Here is a 15,476-nt window from a genome sequence, read left to right as displayed (position 1 = left end):
CGCTAGAGGCGGGCCAGGTCGTAGTCGCCGAGGTGGTCGATCAGGTTGTGCAGGTGTTCACCCGAGGTGCCCAGAGTGTTTTCGATTGCGGTGAGCCGGGCGGCATAGTGGCTGATCGGGTATTCGGCCGTCACGCCGATGCCGCCGTGCATCTGGACCGACTCCTGCGCGATGTGCCGGCCCGACCGGCCGATCTGCAGCTTGGCCCGCGACGCGATCACCGGGTCGATGTTGCCGTCGGCGATCGACATGGCCGCGTACAGCGTCATGCTGCGGGCCATTTCCAGCGACACGTACATGTCCGACGCGCGCTGAGTGAGCGCCTGAAATTTGTTCAGCGTGACGCCGAACTGCTTGCGGGCCTTGAGGTAATCGGTGGTCAGGCGCAGCGATTCCTCCATCGCCCCCAGCGCTTCGGCGCACAGCCCCGATTGCGCGCGCACGACGGCGTCGCGGATGGCGCCCGATGCATCGGCCGCCTCGCCGAGCGGTTCGGCGGCGGTGGAATCCAGATCGATCTGGGCGCCGCGCTGACCGTCGAACGTCCGGTACGGGTGCCTGGTCACCGATGCAGCATCGACCAGGAACAGCCCGGTGCCGCCGTCCGGCAAGGCGGCGCTGACCACCAACGTGTCGGCGCAATCCCCGGCGAGCACCGGGTTCTTCCGGCCGCTCAAGGTCCACGAATCACCTTGCTGCGCAGCCTTTGTGCCCACCGCGGCGGACGGGTCGCGCTGGCCCGGCTCGAGGTGCGCGAACGCCAGCAGCCGCTGTCCGCCCGCGACGTCGTCGAGCAGTTGCGTCTGCTCGTCGCTGCCCAGCTCGGCGATCAGCGCGCCGGGACCCAGCGCGGCGTGCAGCACCGGTTCGGGGGCCAGCCGGCGCCCCACCTCCTGCAGCACCACCATGATCTCGATCTGGCCGGCCTCCTCCGGATCGAAGCCGAGACCGAGAATCCCGGTGTCGGCGAGCTGATTCCAGACGTCGCGGCTCCAGCCGAGATCGGAGCCGATGATCTTGTTGCGGGTTTCCGGGTCATAGGTGCGCGACAACAGGTCGCGGGTGGTGTCGCGGAGCAGGGCCTGCTCGTCGCTCAACTGAAAGTCCATGGTTGCCTCACAATCCCAGAATCGTCGACGCGATGATGTTGCGCTGCACCTCGCTGCTGCCGCCGTAGATGGAGGTCTTGCGGTAGTTCAGGTAATGCGGCGCACTGTGTTGCGCCCACAACGGCGATGAAATGTCCTCGCCGTTGGCCGGAAGCGCATCCGGCCCGGCCACCTCGACGAGCAGCTCGGTGGCGGCCTGTTGCAATTGGCTGCCGCGCAGCTTGAGCACGGACGACGCCGGGTTGGGCTGTCCGTCCACGGAGTCGCTCACCACCCGGGCCTGCGTGAGTTCCAGTGCCAGCAGCTCGTTTTCGGCCTCGGCCAGCCGCGCCGCGAACAGCGGGTCGTGGAGCACCCCGGCGGCCGCGGCGTGCTTCTTCACCTCGGCCAGGCGTACCTTGGTCCGCCCCACACCGGCGATGCCCGTGCGTTCGTTGCCAAGCAGGAATTTCGCGTACGTCCAGCCTTGATTCTCTTCTCCGACAAGCTGATCGGTAGGCACACGGACGTCTTCGAAGAACACCTCGTTGATCTCGTGTCCGCCGTCGATCGTCTTGATGGGCCGCAGGGTGACACCGGGCGTCTTCATGTCGAACAGCAGGAACGAGATGCCTGCCTGCCGCTTGGGTGCCTGCGGGTCGGTGCGGACCAGGCAGAAAATCCAGTCCGCGTACTGGCCGAGCGTGGTCCAGGTCTTCTGGCCGTTGACGACGTAGTCGTCGCCGTCGCGGACCGCGGTGGTGCGCAGCGACGCCAGGTCGGAGCCAGCCTCGGGCTCCGAAAAGCCTTGGCACCACCAGATATCGAGGCTGGCCGTCGGGGGCAGGAAGCGTTGTTTGACCTCCTCCGAACCGAATTCGGCGATCACCGGGCCCACCATTTTGGTGTTGAAGTTCAGTGGCTCCGGGACGCACGCCAGCTGCATCTCGTCGGCCCAGATCTGATGCTGGGTCGGCGTCCAGTCCTTACCGCCCCACTCGACCGGCCAGTTCGGCACCGCCAGCCCGTGTTCGTGCAGGATCTTGTGACTGGTGGCGATGTCCTCGTGGTTCACTTCCGCCGAGCCCTGGCGGATCCGCTCGCGCAGCTCCTTCGGGATCTTGGTCGTGTAAATGTTGCGAAGTTCGTCGCGGAACGCGGCTTCCTGGGGCGTCAGCGCCAGTTGCATGGCAGCCTCCTGTCGTTTCTCCGGTGACCGTGGCGACGCGGCGCGTGCTTCTGGGGATGCCGGTCGTTCGCTCGACTTCCATCTTGACCCATCCTGCGCCGGCTCTGTGCACAGCCTCGGGTTAATCCACAGATCGGCCCGGCGACACGGGCGGGCGGTGCCGTCGTGGCGGTCCGCGGACCTACCGTCGGCCCATGCGAACAGAACTTCCGGCGGTGCGCCTGCAGCGACGGCTCAACGCCGAACCGCAGATCGATTCCCACGCCGAGCCTGAGGATCCGCCCTCGGCGGCGACGGAGGACACCGCCGCCGACGACCAGAACTCGCTGCTGCCGCGCTGGCTTCCCGACGCGTCGCAAGACCGCGGATGGGTGGCCAGGGTGCGTGCCGACCCCGGACGCGCCGGCGCCATCGGGTTGGCGGTCGTGGCGGCGTTGGCGGTGCTGGTCACGCTGTTCACCTTGCTGCGCGACCGGCCGGCGCCGGTGATGTCGGCCAGGCTTCCACCGGTGGAGAAGGCATCGACGGCCGGCCCCAGGTCTTCGGCGAGTGCCACACAGCCGACGGGCCCTGACCGCCCGGTGGTGGTCAGCGTGGTCGGCCTGGTGCACACGCCGGGTCTGGTGACCCTGGCACCGGGTGCCCGCGTCGCCGATGCGCTGCAGGCCGCCGGCGGGCCGGTGAACGGCGCGGACACCATCGGACTGAACATGGCCCGCCCGCTCGATGACGGCGAACAGATCGTGGTCGGACTCGCTCCCGCGCCCGGCCAGCCGGCCGCGCTCGGCAGCTCGGTGGCGAGCGGGACCACACCGACATCGAAGGCGCCGCCGGCTACGCCAGGATCGGCCAAACCCAAGCCCGGCCAGCCCGTCGACCTGAACACCGCGACCGTTCAGGAACTCGACACCCTGCCCGGAGTCGGCCCGGTCACCGCCGCCGCGATCGTGGCGTGGCGGCAATCCAACGGCAAATTCACCAGCGTTGATCAGCTCGCCGACGTCGAGGGGATCGGGCCGGCGCGGTTGGAAAAGCTGCGCGCCCTCGTCCGTGTCTGATCACGGTGGTCCATTCCGGGCCGGGGCAGTCGCCTTCCGGGCACGTCGATGTGCGCCTGGTGCCGGCCGCGGTGACCTGTTGGGCGGTGACCGCCGGCGGGATCTGGTGGCAGGACGGCCGCCTGTGGGCCTGGTGCTCCGTTGCGTTGATCGCCGCGGCCGCTGCGCTGGCGTGGCGAGCGGTGCGCCGGCCTGGTCAACCCGGGCGGTGGCGGACGATCAGCGCCGGCCTCGCCGCGATCGGGGTGGTGGGGGCGGGTTACGGCTTTGCCATCGCGCTGCGCACCGACGCTGTCGTTCGCCACCCGATCACCACGGCCTTCGGCAGCAGCGCCCCGGTCACGGTCACCCCCTCCGAGAGCCCGGCGTCGCTGGGCAGCAGCCGGCTGATGTTTCGGGCCACCCTGCAACGTTTGCGCGACGCACAGACGTCGGGCCGGGTCATCGTTTTCGCGCGCGCCTCGGACTTCGGCGCGGTGACGGTCGGCCAGCCGGTCCAGTTCCGCGCGCGCATCACCCGGCCGGCCCGTCACGACCTGACGGTTGCGGTGCTCAACGCGTCGGGGCGGCCGACCCTGGGTACCGCGAGCGCCGTACAGCAGGCGGCGCACGGGGTACGCAGCCGATTCGCCGCCGCCGTCCGCGACACGCTGCCCGGCGGGCAGGCAGCGCTGCTGCCCGCGCTGGTGCTCGGTGACACCTCGGCGGTGCCGGGCGACACCAGCCGTGACTTTCGCGCGGCCGGCATGACGCACCTGATGGCCGTGTCGGGCGCCAACGTGATGATTGTGTGTGCCGCCGTGCTGTTCTCGGGGCGGTTGATCGGTCCCCGCGCGGCCGTCGCGCTTGCTGCGCTGGCGCTGGTCGCCTTCGTCGTGGTCGTGCAGCCGACGGCGAGCGTGTTGCGGGCGGCGGTGATGAGTGCCATCGCACTGGGCGGAATGTTGTCTTCGCGCCGGCGCCAAGCCATTCCCGCCCTCGCGGCCACCGTGCTGGTGCTGCTGGCGGTTGCGCCCGCGCTGGCCGTCGACGTCGGGTTCGCGCTGTCGGTGGCCGCCACCGCCGCGCTGATCGTCATCGCGCCGGTCTGGTCGCGGCGCCTGGTTGCGAAGGGCTGGCCCAAGCCGCTGGCCGACGCGCTGGCCGTCGCCTGGGCCGCGCAGGTGGTGACCGCGCCGCTGGTCGCGGCGATCTCGGGCCGGTTCAGCATGGTCGCCGTGCTCGCGAATCTCGTCGTGGCCGCCGTGATCGCGCCGATCACGGTTCTCGGCACCGCCGCGGCCGCGCTGTGTCCGGTGTGGCCGGCCGCCGCGCGGTTGCTGATCCGGTTCACCGGCCCCGAGGTGTGGTGGGTGGACGCGGTGGCTCGCCGGGCGGCCGCGGCGCCGGGCGCGACCCTGCCCGTCCCCGAGGGTGTGCCCGGCACGCTGATCGTCGGCGGTGTCACGGTGCTGGCGGTGGTGTTGTGGCGGTGGCGGCCGTTCCGTATCGCGGGGGCGGTGGCAGCGCTGGCGGGACTGGCCTGGGCGCTGTCCGGGCTGGCGTAGGACGATCGCTACGCCGTCGGATCCGCAGGCCGCGCAGTCGGTGGGACGTGACACCATCGTGGGGTGAGCGAGGTTTCGCCGTTGCACCTGGTCCTGGGAGACGAGGAACTGCTGGTTGAGCGGGCGGTGGCGGACGTGCTGCGGGCGGCGCGAAAACGGGCCGGCGCCTCGACGAACGCAGACATTCCGGTCAACCGGATGCGGGCCGGCGACGTCAGCACCTATGAGCTCGCCGAGCTGCTGAGTCCGTCGCTGTTCGCCGACGAGCGCATCGTCGTGCTGGAGGCCGCAGGCGAAGCCGGCAAGGACGCCGCCGCAGTGATTGTTTCGGCCGCGAGCGACATGCCGGCCGGTGTGGTGCTGGTGGTGGTGCACTCGGGCGGTGGGCGGGCCAAGGCGCTGGCCACCGAGCTGCAGTCCCTCGGCGCCGAGGTGCATGCGTGCGCGCGGATCACCAAACCCAGCGAACGCATCGACTTCGTCCGCAAGGAGTTTCGCGGACTGCGGGTCAAGGCCGACGAACAGACGGTGACCGCGTTGCTGGATGCGGTCGGTTCGGATCTGCGGGAGCTGGCCTCGGCCTGCTCCCAATTGGTCGCCGACACCGGCGGGGTGGTCGACGCCGCCGCCGTGCGCCGCTATCACAGCGGCAAGGCCGAGGTGAAGGGCTTCGACATCGCGGACAAGGCGGTAACCGGCGACATCGCCGGAGCTGCCGAGGCGTTGCGGTGGGCGATGATGCGGGGAGAGCCGCTGGTGGTGCTGGCCGACGCGCTGGCCGAGGCGATCCACATGATCGGCCGGGTCGGCCCCCTGTCGGGCGATCCCTATCGGCTCGCGTCACAGCTGGGGATGCCGCCCTGGCGGGTCCAGAAGGCCCAGAAACAGGCCCGGCGGTGGTCGCGTGACTCGGTGGCGTCGGCGATGAAGGTGGTGGCGGCGCTCAATGCGAACGTCAAGGGCGCGATGGTGGACGCCGACTACGCCCTGGAATCCGCGGTCAGACAGGTTGCCGAACTGGCCGCACAGCGCGGCCACTGACGACGAGCGGGCATGCCCGCCCGGAAGCGCCTCAGATCTTGTTGAGAGCCTGCGCCAGCGCCGACTTCTTGTTGGCGGCCTGGTTCTTGTGGATCACGCCCTTGCTGGCCGCCTTGTCCAGCTTGCGGTTGGTCGCCACCAGCAACTCGGCGGCCTTCTTCTTGTCGCCGGCGTGGGCGGCCTCGCGGAACGCGCGGACGGCGGTACGCAGCGACGACTTCACCGACTTGTTGCGCAGGCGAGCGCGCTCGTTCGTCTTGTTGCGCTTCTGCTGCGACTTGATGTTGGCCACGCTGGAGTTCCTTCTTCGATTGGACGTTTGGTGGGGCGCCGGATATCACCACAGCGACTGCCCAGGTTATCAGTGAGTTACGTTTTCTCCCAAAATGGGAACACGTGGCCTGCCAGAACGTCGACTTGAGGCAGCATCTGAAAAGTGAGTCTTACGAACCAGCTTGACGAGGCCAGGCGGGGTTTTCGCGCTGTGCGTTCTGAGCGCATATTCGGTGGATACAACGGGTCCTCGGACGCCTATGAGCTGGCGTTCGACGAGATGTTCGACGCCCAGGGCGCCGTCCGCGGCCCCTACAAGGGCATCTACGCCGAGCTTGCGCCGTCGGACGCCTCGGAGCTGAAAGCTCGCGCCGAGGCGCTTTCCCGCGCCTTCCTCGACCAGGGCATCACCTTCTCGCTGTCCGGCCAGGAGCGGCCGTTTCCGCTGGACCTGGTGCCGCGGGTGATCTCGGCCGCCGAGTGGACGCGCCTGGAGCGCGGCATCACCCAGCGCGTCAAGGCACTCGAGATGTACCTCGACGACATCTACGGTGACCAGGAAATACTGAACGACGGCGTCATCCCGCGCCGGCTGATCACCTCGTGTGAACATTTCCACCGCCAGGCGATGGGCATCGTCCCGCCCAACGGCGTGCGGATCCACGTGGCCGGCATCGATCTGATCCGCGACGAAAAGGGTGTCTGGCGGGTTCTGGAGGACAACCTGCGCTCGCCGTCGGGCGTGTCCTACGTCATGGAGAACCGGCGCACCATGGCGCGCGTCTTCCCCAACCTGTTCGCCTCCCACCGGGTGCGCGCGGTCGACGACTACGCCTCGCACCTGCTGCGGGCGCTGCGCAACTCCGCGGCCACCAACGAGGCGGACCCGACGGTGGTGGTGCTGACCCCGGGCGTCTACAACTCCGCGTATTTCGAGCATTCACTGCTGGCCCGCCAGATGGGTGTCGAGCTGGTCGAGGGCCGCGACCTGTTCTGCCGCGACAACCAGGTGTACATGCGCACCACCGAGGGCGAGCGTCAGGTCGACGTCATCTATCGGCGCATCGACGACGCGTTCCTGGACCCCCTGCAGTTCCGCGCCGACTCGGTGCTGGGGGTGGCCGGCCTGGTCAATGCCGCCCGCGCCGGCAATGTCTCCATCTCGAGCGCGATCGGCAACGGCGTCGGCGACGACAAACTCGTCTACACCTACGTCCCCACGATGATCGAGTACTACCTGGGCGAGAAGCCCCTGCTGGCCAACGTGGAAACGCTGCGTTGCTGGCTCGACGACGAGCGCGAAGAGGTGCTGGACCGCATCGACGAGCTTGTGCTCAAACCGGTGGAGGGGTCCGGCGGGTACGGCATCGTGTTCGGCCCGGACGCCTCGGAGAAGGAGTTGGCGGCCGCCGCCAGGAAGGTGCGCGACGATCCCCGGAGCTGGATCGCGCAGCCGATGATGGAGCTGTCGACGGTGCCGACGCAGATCGGTAACACCTTGGCGCCCCGCTACGTGGATCTGCGCCCGTTCGCGGTGAACGACGGCAACGACGTGTGGGTGCTGCCCGGCGGGCTGACCCGGGTGGCACTGGTCGAGGGGTCGCGCGTGGTCAACTCCAGTCAGGGCGGCGGCTCGAAGGACACCTGGGTGCTGGCCTCGCGGGCGGCGGCCGGTGACCACGAGCTCGAGGCGGCGGAGGTGGTGCGCTCGTTGCCCACCTCGATGCCGGACCCGTTGGTCGACGCGGCGTCGCGGCAGACGTCTCAGCAGGCACAACCCACCGAACTGCCCCGGCGCGAACAGCGCGAGCAGCAGCAACAACAGGCGGTGCACAATGCTGGCACGTAACGCTGAGGCGCTCTACTGGATTGGCCGCTATGTCGAGCGCGCCGACGACACGGCCCGTATCCTGGACGTGGCGCTGCACCAGTTGCTCGAGGATTCCAGCGTCGACCCGGACCAGGCTTCGCGCCTGCTGCTCAGAGTGCTGGGCATCGACCCGCCGGATCACCATCTGGACGTGTGGTCGTTGACCGACCTGGTCGCCTACAGCACCAACGCCCAGGGTGGCTGCTCGATCGTCGATGCCATCACCGCGGCGCGGGAGAACGCGAAGTCGGCGCGCGAGGTGACCTCCAGCGAGATCTGGGAGTGTCTCAACACCACATACCATGCCCTTCCCGAACGCGAACGTGCCGCCAAACGCCTTGGGCCACATGACTTCTTGTCGTTCATCGAACGACGGGCGGCGATGTTCGCCGGCCTGGCCGATTCGACGCTATCCCGCGATGACGGGTACCGGTTCATGGTGCTGGGCCGGGCGATCGAACGGGTCGACATGACGGTGCGGCTGTTGCTGTCGCGGGTCGGCGACAGCGCCTCGTCCCCGGCATGGGTGACGCTGTTGCGTTCGGCGGGCGCCCACGATACCTACCTGCGCACCTACCGCGGCGTGCTGGACGCGGGCCGAGTCGTGGAATTCATGATGCTGGACCGGCTGTTTCCGCGTTCGGTGTTCTACTCGCTGCGGCTGGCCGAGCACAACCTGGACGAACTGGTCCGCAACCGGGAGAGCCGGATCGGGGCCACCGCGGAGGCCCAACGACTGCTCGGTCAGGCGCGCAGCGAATTGGAGTTCGTCCAGCCCGGCGTGCTGCTGGAATCGTTGGAAACCCGGCTGGCCGGGCTGCAGCGAACCTGTCGTGAAGTCGGAGAAGCGTTGGCGGTGCAGTACTTCCATGTGACGCCCTGGGTGGCGTGGTCGGACGCGGGCCAGCGCGCCCGGTTGGTCGGCAGGAAGCGGAACGGCTGATGTGGCGGTTGCGGGTGGTGCACACCACGGGATACGCCTATCAGTCGCCGGTGACCGCGTCCTACAACGAGGCCCGGCTGACCCCGCGGTCGAACTCCCGGCAGAACGTCATCCTCAACCGCGTCGAGACCATCCCCGCGACACGGTCCTACCGTTACATCGACTACTGGGGCACCGCGGTCACGGCCTTCGACCTGCACGCCCCGCACACCGATCTCACGGTGATGTCGTCCTCGGTCGTCGAAACCGAGCGGGCCGAACCACTTCCGACGGAGGCCGGCTGGAGCGACCTGCGGTCGGAGGCCGTGATCGATCAATACGACGACCTGCTGCGCCCCACCGAGCACACGCCGGCCAGCAAGCGGGTGGCGTCGGTGGGCAAGAAGATCAGCAAGACCCACGAGCCGGCCGAAGCCGTTGTCGCCGCGGCCAATTGGGTGCGCAACGAACTCGAGTACCTGCCCGGGACCACAAGTGTGGCGTCCTCGGGGCTGGACGCGCTCAAGGAAGGCAAGGGCGTCTGTCAGGACTTCGTTCATCTGTCGCTGATGTTGTTGCGCAGCATGGGAATTCCGGCGCACTACGTCTCGGGCTACCTGCATCCCAAACGTGACGCCGTCGTCGGCGACACCGTGGACGGGCGCAGCCACGCCTGGATCGAGGCGTGGACGGGTGCGTGGTGGGGCTATGACCCCACCAACGACACCGAGATCACCGAGCAGTACGTGGGCGTGGGCGCGGGCCGCGACTACGCCGACGTCTCGCCGTTGAAGGGCATCTACTCCGGCGAGGGCGCCACCGACCTCGACGTGATCGTGGAGGTGACCCGGCTCGCGTAGCCGGCATGCGGGTCTTCGCCACCGAGCGCACCCAGCGATACCGTTGCAGGAATGAACGATTCAGCCGAGGGCGCGGCGCGGTCCGATCGCAACCGACTCGGGTGGCCCCTGGCGCCGCTGGCCCTGGTCTGCATCGGACTGCTCGTCGGGGGCGTCGCCGTCGGGGTCGCCGTCGGCGGTGTCATGCCGTTGCCCTACGGCCCGGCCAACGCCGTCGCAACCTACGTCCGCGCCCAGTCGGCGGCCGTGCGGGTCATCGCCGTCGCGACGTTCGGGTCGTCGGTGCCACTGGTGCTCTACGCGGCGATCGCCGCCGCCCGGTTGCGCCGACTGGGGGCGGGTGCCGGGTCCGCCGCGATCGCCCTGACCGGTGGCGCGCTGGCCTCGGGGTCGCTCGGCCTGGCCGGACTGCTGGGCTGGACCTTGTCGATACCGGATGTCGGGGCGGACGCGGCATCGGTGCGGGCGCTGTACTTGCTGGTGTTTCTCACCGGCGGCCCCGGGCACCTGGTGGCGCTGGGGTTGCTGGTCGGCGCAATCGCCGCGTCCGGTACGGGGGTGCTGCCCGCCCCCGTCGCGCGGGTCGGGTTGGCGACGGCCATTCTCGGCGAGGCGACGGCGGTGGTGTTGATCTGGCCGGCGCTGGGCGTCATCCTGCCGATCGCCCGCGTCCTGGCGCTGACCTGGCTGATGGTGGCGGGCGTTGCGCTATCGCCTGCGGCGCAACGAGTTTCGGTGACACACTGAACGCCGTCACGACGGTGCGTCGACCTGGACCCGGTGCAGATCGTCACCGAGTTCGATGCGCCCGCCGAAGTGCGCGGCCGCCAGCTCCCGCCACTGTTCTTCCTGGCCCGGCACCAATGCCGGCACGTAATGCGTCATGACCAAGGTGCCCACCCCCGCGCGCGCTGCGGTCGCCGCCGCTTCCTCTACCGACGAGTGGTAGTCACAGATGTCCCGCAGCCGCTGTTGGGGGATGGCGGTGACGATGTCCTTGCGGATCACGGTGTGCACCAGCGCGCCGGCACCCGCTGCCAGCTCGTCGAGGCCGGCGCATGGGACGGTGTCACCTGCCAGCACCACCGAGGCGCCCCGGTAATGGATGCGAAAGCCGATGGTCGGGGCCACCGGCCGGTGATCCGTCGCGGCCGCGCGGATGGCCACCCCGTCGCGGTCCCACACCGGGCCGTCGGTGAATTCGTGGACGTCCACCGCCGGTGGCTCGTTGATGTCGCTGTGATGGGCGATCCGGTACCCGATGTCGTGCCGGAACGCGTTCAGCGTCGCCGCCACCACCTCGGCCGTGCCGGGCGGTCCGATGATGGGCAGTGGCGCGGGATCGGGGGCGAAGGTACTGATCCACCGCGTGATGAGGACGTCGCCGAGGTCGCCGATGTGGTCGCTGTGCAGGTGGGTGAGTAGCAACGCCGACAATCCGGCCGCCCCCACCCCGACCGCGGCCGCCCGCTGCAGCACGCCACGTCCGCAATCGATGAGGAATGCCTGTCCACCTGCCCGCACCAGGGTGGCCGGCCCGGCACGGTTCGGGTCGGGGATCGGACTTCCGGTGCCCAGCAGCGTGACCTCGATCATGGCCCCTATCTTGCAGGGGCACGGGTGCCCACGGTGGCCCGACCGGCCGATCGCGGTGCTTTCACCGATTGGACACGATCTGTCTGCAGGTTCCCTCGGCGGCTTTTCCGCCATGCAACTTAGCCGTAACCTGATGTGAAGCGGATCACAATTCGGCTGGAGGCCTCGATGCGGATAGCGGACGTCTTGCGGAACAAGGGCGCGGCAGTGGTAACTATCAACCCGGACGCGACGGTTCGCGAGTTGCTTGCGGGGCTGAGCGACCAGAACATCGGCGCCATGGTTGTGGTCGGCGACGACGGCGTGGTCGGCATCGTGTCGGAGCGCGACGTGGTGCGCCAGCTGCACACGCACGGCGCCAGCGTGCTGACGCGGCCGGTGTCCAAGATCATGACGTCGATGCTGGCCACGTGCACCAAGTCCGACGAGGTCGACGCCATCAGCGCGTTGATGACCAAGAACCGGGTGCGGCACGTGCCGGTGCTGGACGGCAAGAAGCTGATCGGCATCGTCAGCATCGGTGACGTGGTGAAGACCCGGATGGAAGAACTCGAGGCCGGGCAGCGCCAGCTGCAGTCCTACATCACCCAGGGCTGATTGGCCGGCGGTCGTCCCGCTCGCCCAGCGCTCACCGTGGTTGCACCCTCGGTGACCGATCAGCGCCAGGAGTAATCGGCGCGCAGGCGGGCGGCCACCACATCGAAGATCTCGCGATCCAGGATGGCACCCTCACGGCGAATGCCCTCTTCGGGCACGTCGAGCACCCGGTCCAGCCGCACCCAGCTTGGCCTGCCCTCGTAATCCCACGGGCCCGAACCGATTCCGACCCACCCGGGATCCGCCGCGTGGCGGTCCTGGCTGGACACCACCAACCCCAGCAGGACGCTGCGGTCCCGTCCCACGACCAGGACGGGTCGGTCCTTGCCGCGGGTGGGGTCATCCTCATAGACCACCCACGTCCAGACGATCTCGCCGGGATCGGCCCGGCCGTCCAGGCTGGGCGCGTACACCAACTTGCGAGCCCGCTGCGCGGTCGGCCAGCTGCCGCTGGTCACCGGGCGACCGGTGACGGGCGCCTCGGATGGCGGGGGCGCGACCGCGGCGATGACGTTCGCGGTGATGCGCACCGCCTGCTGCAGCTCTCGCAGCACGGTCTGGGAATTCTGCACCTGCCGGACCAGGCGCGGGGCGCCGTTGAACACCAGATTCTCGGCAAATCGCTGAAACGTCTTCCACTGGGATTTCCGGGGAGACGCCATATTCGCAGCATAGACGTGAGCGGCGGGTGCGATTGTGTCCAAGTAGGTCCCGGCGGCCCTGTCTGGATACGCTGGACACACCCGCGAACCGCTTCAGAAACGGCCGCGATGCGCCCCGTCAGCTTGCACGCACCAGGAGATCCCCATCAGCAGTTTCGCCGACAAGACTTTCACCGCGCCGGCGCAGATTCGGAACTTCTGCATCATCGCCCACATCGACCACGGCAAGTCCACGCTGGCCGACCGGATGCTCCAGCTCACCGGTGTCGTCGACGAGCGTTCTATGCGCGCCCAGTACCTGGACCGGATGGACATCGAGCGCGAGCGCGGGATCACCATCAAGGCCCAGAACGTGCGCCTGCCGTGGCAAATGACCGACGACAGCGGTGTCGAAACGAACTACGTGCTGCACCTGATCGACACCCCGGGCCACGTCGACTTCACCTACGAGGTGTCGCGCGCGCTCGAGGCGTGCGAGGGCGCGGTGCTGCTTGTCGACGCCGCGCAGGGCATCGAGGCGCAAACCCTGGCCAACCTCTACCTGGCGCTGGATCGCGACCTGCACATCATCCCGGTGCTGAACAAGATCGACCTGCCCGCGGCCGACCCGGACCGCTACGCCGCGGAGATCGCCCACATCATCGGGTGCGAGCCGGACGACGTCCTGCGCGTGTCCGGCAAGACCGGAGACGGCGTCGCCGACCTGTTAGATCACGTGGTGCGCGAGGTGCCGCCCCCGCAGGGCGACGCCGACGCGCCGCTACGGGCGATGATCTTCGACTCGGTCTACGACATCTACCGCGGCGTGGTGACCTACGTGCGCGTGGTCGACGGCCGGATCACCCCGCGCGAACGCATCGCGATGATGTCCACCGGCGCCACCCACGAACTGCTCGAGGTCGGCATCGTCTCGCCCGAGCCGAAGGCCAGCGACGGCCTGGGCGTGGGGGAGGTGGGCTACCTGATCACCGGCGTCAAGGACGTCCGCCAGTCCAAGGTGGGTGACACCGTGACGACGGCACGCCGCGGCGCCGCCCAGGCACTGACGGGATACCGCGAACCCAAGCCGATGGTGTACTCCGGCCTGTATCCGGTGGACGGTTCGGACTACCCGGATCTGCGCGACGCCCTGGACCGGCTGCAACTCAACGACGCCGCCCTGACCTACGAGCCCGAGACATCGGTGGCGCTCGGCTTCGGATTCCGTTGCGGCTTCTTGGGTTTGCTGCACATGGAGATCACCCGCGAGCGCCTGGAGCGCGAGTTCAACCTGGACCTGATCTCGACGTCGCCCAATGTCGTCTATCGGGTGATCAAAGAGGACAACACGGAGATCCGGGTGACCAATCCGTCGGACTGGCCGGAGGGCAAGATCCGCGAGGTCTACGAGCCGGTGGTCAAGACCACGATCATCGCGCCGAGCGAATTCATCGGCACCATCATGGAATTGTGCCAGTCGCGCCGCGGCGAGCTGGGCGGCATGGATTACCTGTCGCCCGAACGCGTCGAGCTTCGCTACACCATGCCGCTGGGTGAGATCATCTTCGACTTCTTCGACTCGCTGAAGTCACGCACCCGCGGCTACGCCAGCCTCGACTACGAGGAGGCCGGCGAGCAGGAGGCTCAATTGGTCAAGGTCGACATTCTGTTGCAGGGCGAGCCCGTCGACGCGTTCAGCGCGATCGTCCATAAGGACGGGGCGTCGGCCTACGGCAACAAGATGACCACCAAGCTCAAAGAGCTCATCCCACGCCAGCAGTTCGAGGTACCCGTGCAGGCCGCGATCGGATCGAAAATCATTGCGCGCGAGAACATTCGCGCAATTCGTAAGGACGTGCTGTCCAAGTGCTATGGCGGTGATATCACCCGTAAGCGCAAACTTTTGGAAAAGCAGAAAGAGGGCAAGAAGCGGATGAAGACGATCGGGCGCGTCGACGTGCCCCAGGAGGCGTTCGTCGCGGCGCTGTCCGCCGACGCCGCGGGGGATAAGGGCAAGAAGTAGCCATGCGAAGAAGGGCGGTGGCGACGGCGCTGACGGCGGTCGCCGCGTTGGCGACGGGCTGCGGTGGGGTAGTGGCGGGCACGGCGCAGCCGGCGCCGAACCTGAAGCCGCAACCGCTCAGCGGCGCGACGGTCAAGCAGGTGCTTCTCGACGGCGCGACGCTGTCGCGGATGCTCAATCAGCCCTTCGTGTCCCGGAATCCGGCCGTATTCGGCGGACCCGACAAGCTGTATCAGGTCCAGCGGTCGATGTCGCAGGCCGGTTGCCTGGGCGTGACGGCGATGTTGCAGCAGGGCGTGTACGCGTCCGCTGACGTGAAAGACGTTGCGTCAGAGTCGTGGTGGAACAACGGTGAGCCGGCACAGGTGATCGTGGTCGAGGAAGGCGTGGTCACCCTTCCGTCGGTCGCGCAGGCCCGGGCGCTGTTCGCGCAGTTCTCCCGGCAGTGGCAGCAGTGCAGCGGCATGACGACATCCGAACAGACCGGTCCGATCAGCACCACGAACGTCATCAGCGACGTCCGCACCACGGACACCACCATCGCGGCCACCAAGACCGCGACATCGACACTGCCCAACATGCCGCCGTTGCGGCCAACCCCCCAGGCCCGCGCCATCGGCATCCGGTCGAACTGCCTCGTCGAGGTTCAGGTGGTGTTCTTCGGCGGCCGACGGTCCTCGGACCCGGGATCGGCCGACATCAACTCCAGCGCCATTGACGTCGCGCGCGCCCTGATGGACAGGGTCAGCGCGCTGGGCTGAAGCGTCGCGC

At 68.5% G+C, this 15,476-nt stretch carries 14 protein-coding genes and 1 pseudogene; 10 read left to right on the top strand and 5 right to left on the bottom strand.

Annotated elements, in window-relative coordinates; genetic code table 11:
• Positions 1-2: 2 nt before the first annotated feature.
• Positions 3-1,109, bottom strand: coding sequence for an acyl-CoA dehydrogenase family protein (locus OQ789_RS11120; protein WP_324685706.1), 1,107 nt, complete (start codon positions 1,107-1,109; stop codon positions 3-5).
• Between the two features lie 7 nt (positions 1,110-1,116).
• Positions 1,117-2,277, bottom strand: coding sequence for an acyl-CoA dehydrogenase family protein (locus OQ789_RS11115; RefSeq protein WP_324685705.1), 1,161 nt, complete (start codon positions 2,275-2,277; stop codon positions 1,117-1,119).
• 194 nt (positions 2,278-2,471) lie between these two features.
• Between OQ789_RS11115 and OQ789_RS11110 the strand changes: the two genes are divergently transcribed.
• The 3 genes from OQ789_RS11110 (at position 2,472) to holA (ending at position 5,923) form a co-directional block, all read left to right on the top strand.
• Positions 2,472-3,335 carry a ComEA family DNA-binding protein gene (locus OQ789_RS11110; RefSeq protein WP_324685703.1) on the top strand — a complete coding sequence of 288 codons (864 nt, stop codon included), beginning with the start codon at positions 2,472-2,474 and terminating at the stop codon, positions 3,333-3,335.
• Positions 3,336-3,385: 50 nt separating this feature from the next.
• Positions 3,386-4,882 (top strand): ComEC/Rec2 family competence protein, encoded by a 1,497-nt coding sequence (locus tag OQ789_RS11105; protein WP_324685791.1) that lies wholly within the window; start codon positions 3,386-3,388, stop codon positions 4,880-4,882.
• Positions 4,883-4,963: 81 nt separating this feature from the next.
• Positions 4,964-5,923 carry a DNA polymerase III subunit delta gene (gene holA, locus OQ789_RS11100; RefSeq protein ID WP_420716098.1) on the top strand — a complete coding sequence of 320 codons (960 nt, stop codon included), beginning with the start codon at positions 4,964-4,966 and terminating at the stop codon, positions 5,921-5,923.
• Positions 5,924-5,954: 31 nt separating this feature from the next.
• Here the strand turns inward: holA and rpsT are convergent, their stop codons facing one another.
• On the bottom strand, positions 5,955-6,215 hold the full coding sequence (gene rpsT, locus OQ789_RS11095; protein WP_324685701.1) for a 30S ribosomal protein S20: 261 nt from the start codon (positions 6,213-6,215) through the stop codon (positions 5,955-5,957).
• 144 nt (positions 6,216-6,359) lie between these two features.
• Here rpsT and OQ789_RS11090 point away from each other — a divergent pair, with 144 nt between their 5' ends.
• From OQ789_RS11090 to OQ789_RS11075, 4 genes are read left to right on the top strand one after another with little or no spacing between them, the layout of a single operon-like run.
• Complete coding sequence (locus tag OQ789_RS11090) at positions 6,360-8,045, top strand: circularly permuted type 2 ATP-grasp protein (protein ID WP_324685699.1); 1,686 nt, start codon at positions 6,360-6,362, stop codon at positions 8,043-8,045.
• A complete protein-coding gene (locus tag OQ789_RS11085) occupies positions 8,032-9,009 on the top strand; it encodes an alpha-E domain-containing protein (RefSeq protein WP_324685697.1) in 978 nt (325 codons plus the stop codon). Before OQ789_RS11090 ends, OQ789_RS11085 begins: the two co-directional genes overlap by 14 nt.
• Entirely contained in the window at positions 9,009-9,848 is an 840-nt protein-coding gene (locus tag OQ789_RS11080; RefSeq protein ID WP_324685696.1) for a transglutaminase family protein, read from the top strand. The genes OQ789_RS11085 and OQ789_RS11080 overlap by 1 nt, the downstream gene beginning before the upstream one ends.
• A 51-nt stretch (positions 9,849-9,899) precedes the next feature.
• Complete coding sequence (locus tag OQ789_RS11075) at positions 9,900-10,595, top strand: hypothetical protein (protein WP_324685695.1); 696 nt, start codon at positions 9,900-9,902, stop codon at positions 10,593-10,595.
• A gap of 6 nt (positions 10,596-10,601) precedes the next feature.
• On the opposite strand, the gene OQ789_RS11070 is transcribed toward OQ789_RS11075, so the two are convergent.
• Positions 10,602-11,444, bottom strand: coding sequence for a ribonuclease Z (locus OQ789_RS11070; RefSeq protein ID WP_324685693.1), 843 nt, complete (start codon positions 11,442-11,444; stop codon positions 10,602-10,604).
• 168 nt (positions 11,445-11,612) lie between these two features.
• Here OQ789_RS11070 and OQ789_RS11065 point away from each other — a divergent pair, with 168 nt between their 5' ends.
• Entirely contained in the window at positions 11,613-12,041 is a 429-nt protein-coding gene (locus tag OQ789_RS11065; RefSeq protein WP_324685789.1) for a CBS domain-containing protein, read from the top strand.
• Positions 12,042-12,100: 59 nt separating this feature from the next.
• On the opposite strand, the gene OQ789_RS11060 is transcribed toward OQ789_RS11065, so the two are convergent.
• Positions 12,101-12,703, bottom strand: coding sequence for a type II toxin-antitoxin system PemK/MazF family toxin (locus tag OQ789_RS11060; RefSeq protein WP_324685690.1), 603 nt, complete (start codon positions 12,701-12,703; stop codon positions 12,101-12,103).
• Between OQ789_RS11060 and lepA the strand changes: the two are divergent.
• Positions 12,685-14,705 (top strand): annotated as a pseudogene (lepA, locus tag OQ789_RS11055) (translation elongation factor 4). The gene OQ789_RS11060 and the pseudogene lepA overlap by 19 nt on opposite strands.
• A gap of 2 nt (positions 14,706-14,707) precedes the next feature.
• A complete protein-coding gene (locus OQ789_RS11050; protein ID WP_324685688.1) occupies positions 14,708-15,466 on the top strand; it encodes a sensor domain-containing protein in 759 nt (252 codons plus the stop codon).
• Positions 15,467-15,476: the final 10 nt, after the last annotated feature.

Source organism: Mycobacterium sp. 94-17, assembly GCF_035617725.1.
In the GTDB taxonomy this organism is placed as follows: Bacteria; Actinomycetota; Actinomycetes; order Mycobacteriales; family Mycobacteriaceae; genus Mycobacterium.
The sequence above is the reverse complement of the archived record's forward strand: the minus strand, read 5'-3'. Positions and strand labels throughout refer to the sequence as shown.

What these genes read in the sequence shown, in the direction of transcription:
- OQ789_RS11060 (WP_324685690.1), bottom strand. Translation starts at nt 12,703, where the DNA reads ATGGCGTCTCCCCGGAAATCCCAGTGGAAGACGTTTCAGCGATTTGCC.
- OQ789_RS11065 (WP_324685789.1), top strand. Translation starts at nt 11,613, where the DNA reads ATGCGGATAGCGGACGTCTTGCGGAACAAGGGCGCGGCAGTGGTAACT.
- OQ789_RS11070 (WP_324685693.1), bottom strand. Translation starts at nt 11,444, where the DNA reads ATGATCGAGGTCACGCTGCTGGGCACCGGAAGTCCGATCCCCGACCCG.
- OQ789_RS11120 (WP_324685706.1), bottom strand. Translation starts at nt 1,109, where the DNA reads ATGGACTTTCAGTTGAGCGACGAGCAGGCCCTGCTCCGCGACACCACC.
- OQ789_RS11075 (WP_324685695.1), top strand. Translation starts at nt 9,900, where the DNA reads ATGAACGATTCAGCCGAGGGCGCGGCGCGGTCCGATCGCAACCGACTC.
- OQ789_RS11085 (WP_324685697.1), top strand. Translation starts at nt 8,032, where the DNA reads ATGCTGGCACGTAACGCTGAGGCGCTCTACTGGATTGGCCGCTATGTC.
- OQ789_RS11080 (WP_324685696.1), top strand. Translation starts at nt 9,009, where the DNA reads ATGTGGCGGTTGCGGGTGGTGCACACCACGGGATACGCCTATCAGTCG.
- OQ789_RS11050 (WP_324685688.1), top strand. Translation starts at nt 14,708, where the DNA reads ATGCGAAGAAGGGCGGTGGCGACGGCGCTGACGGCGGTCGCCGCGTTG.
- OQ789_RS11110 (WP_324685703.1), top strand. Translation starts at nt 2,472, where the DNA reads ATGCGAACAGAACTTCCGGCGGTGCGCCTGCAGCGACGGCTCAACGCC.
- OQ789_RS11115 (WP_324685705.1), bottom strand. Translation starts at nt 2,277, where the DNA reads ATGCAACTGGCGCTGACGCCCCAGGAAGCCGCGTTCCGCGACGAACTT.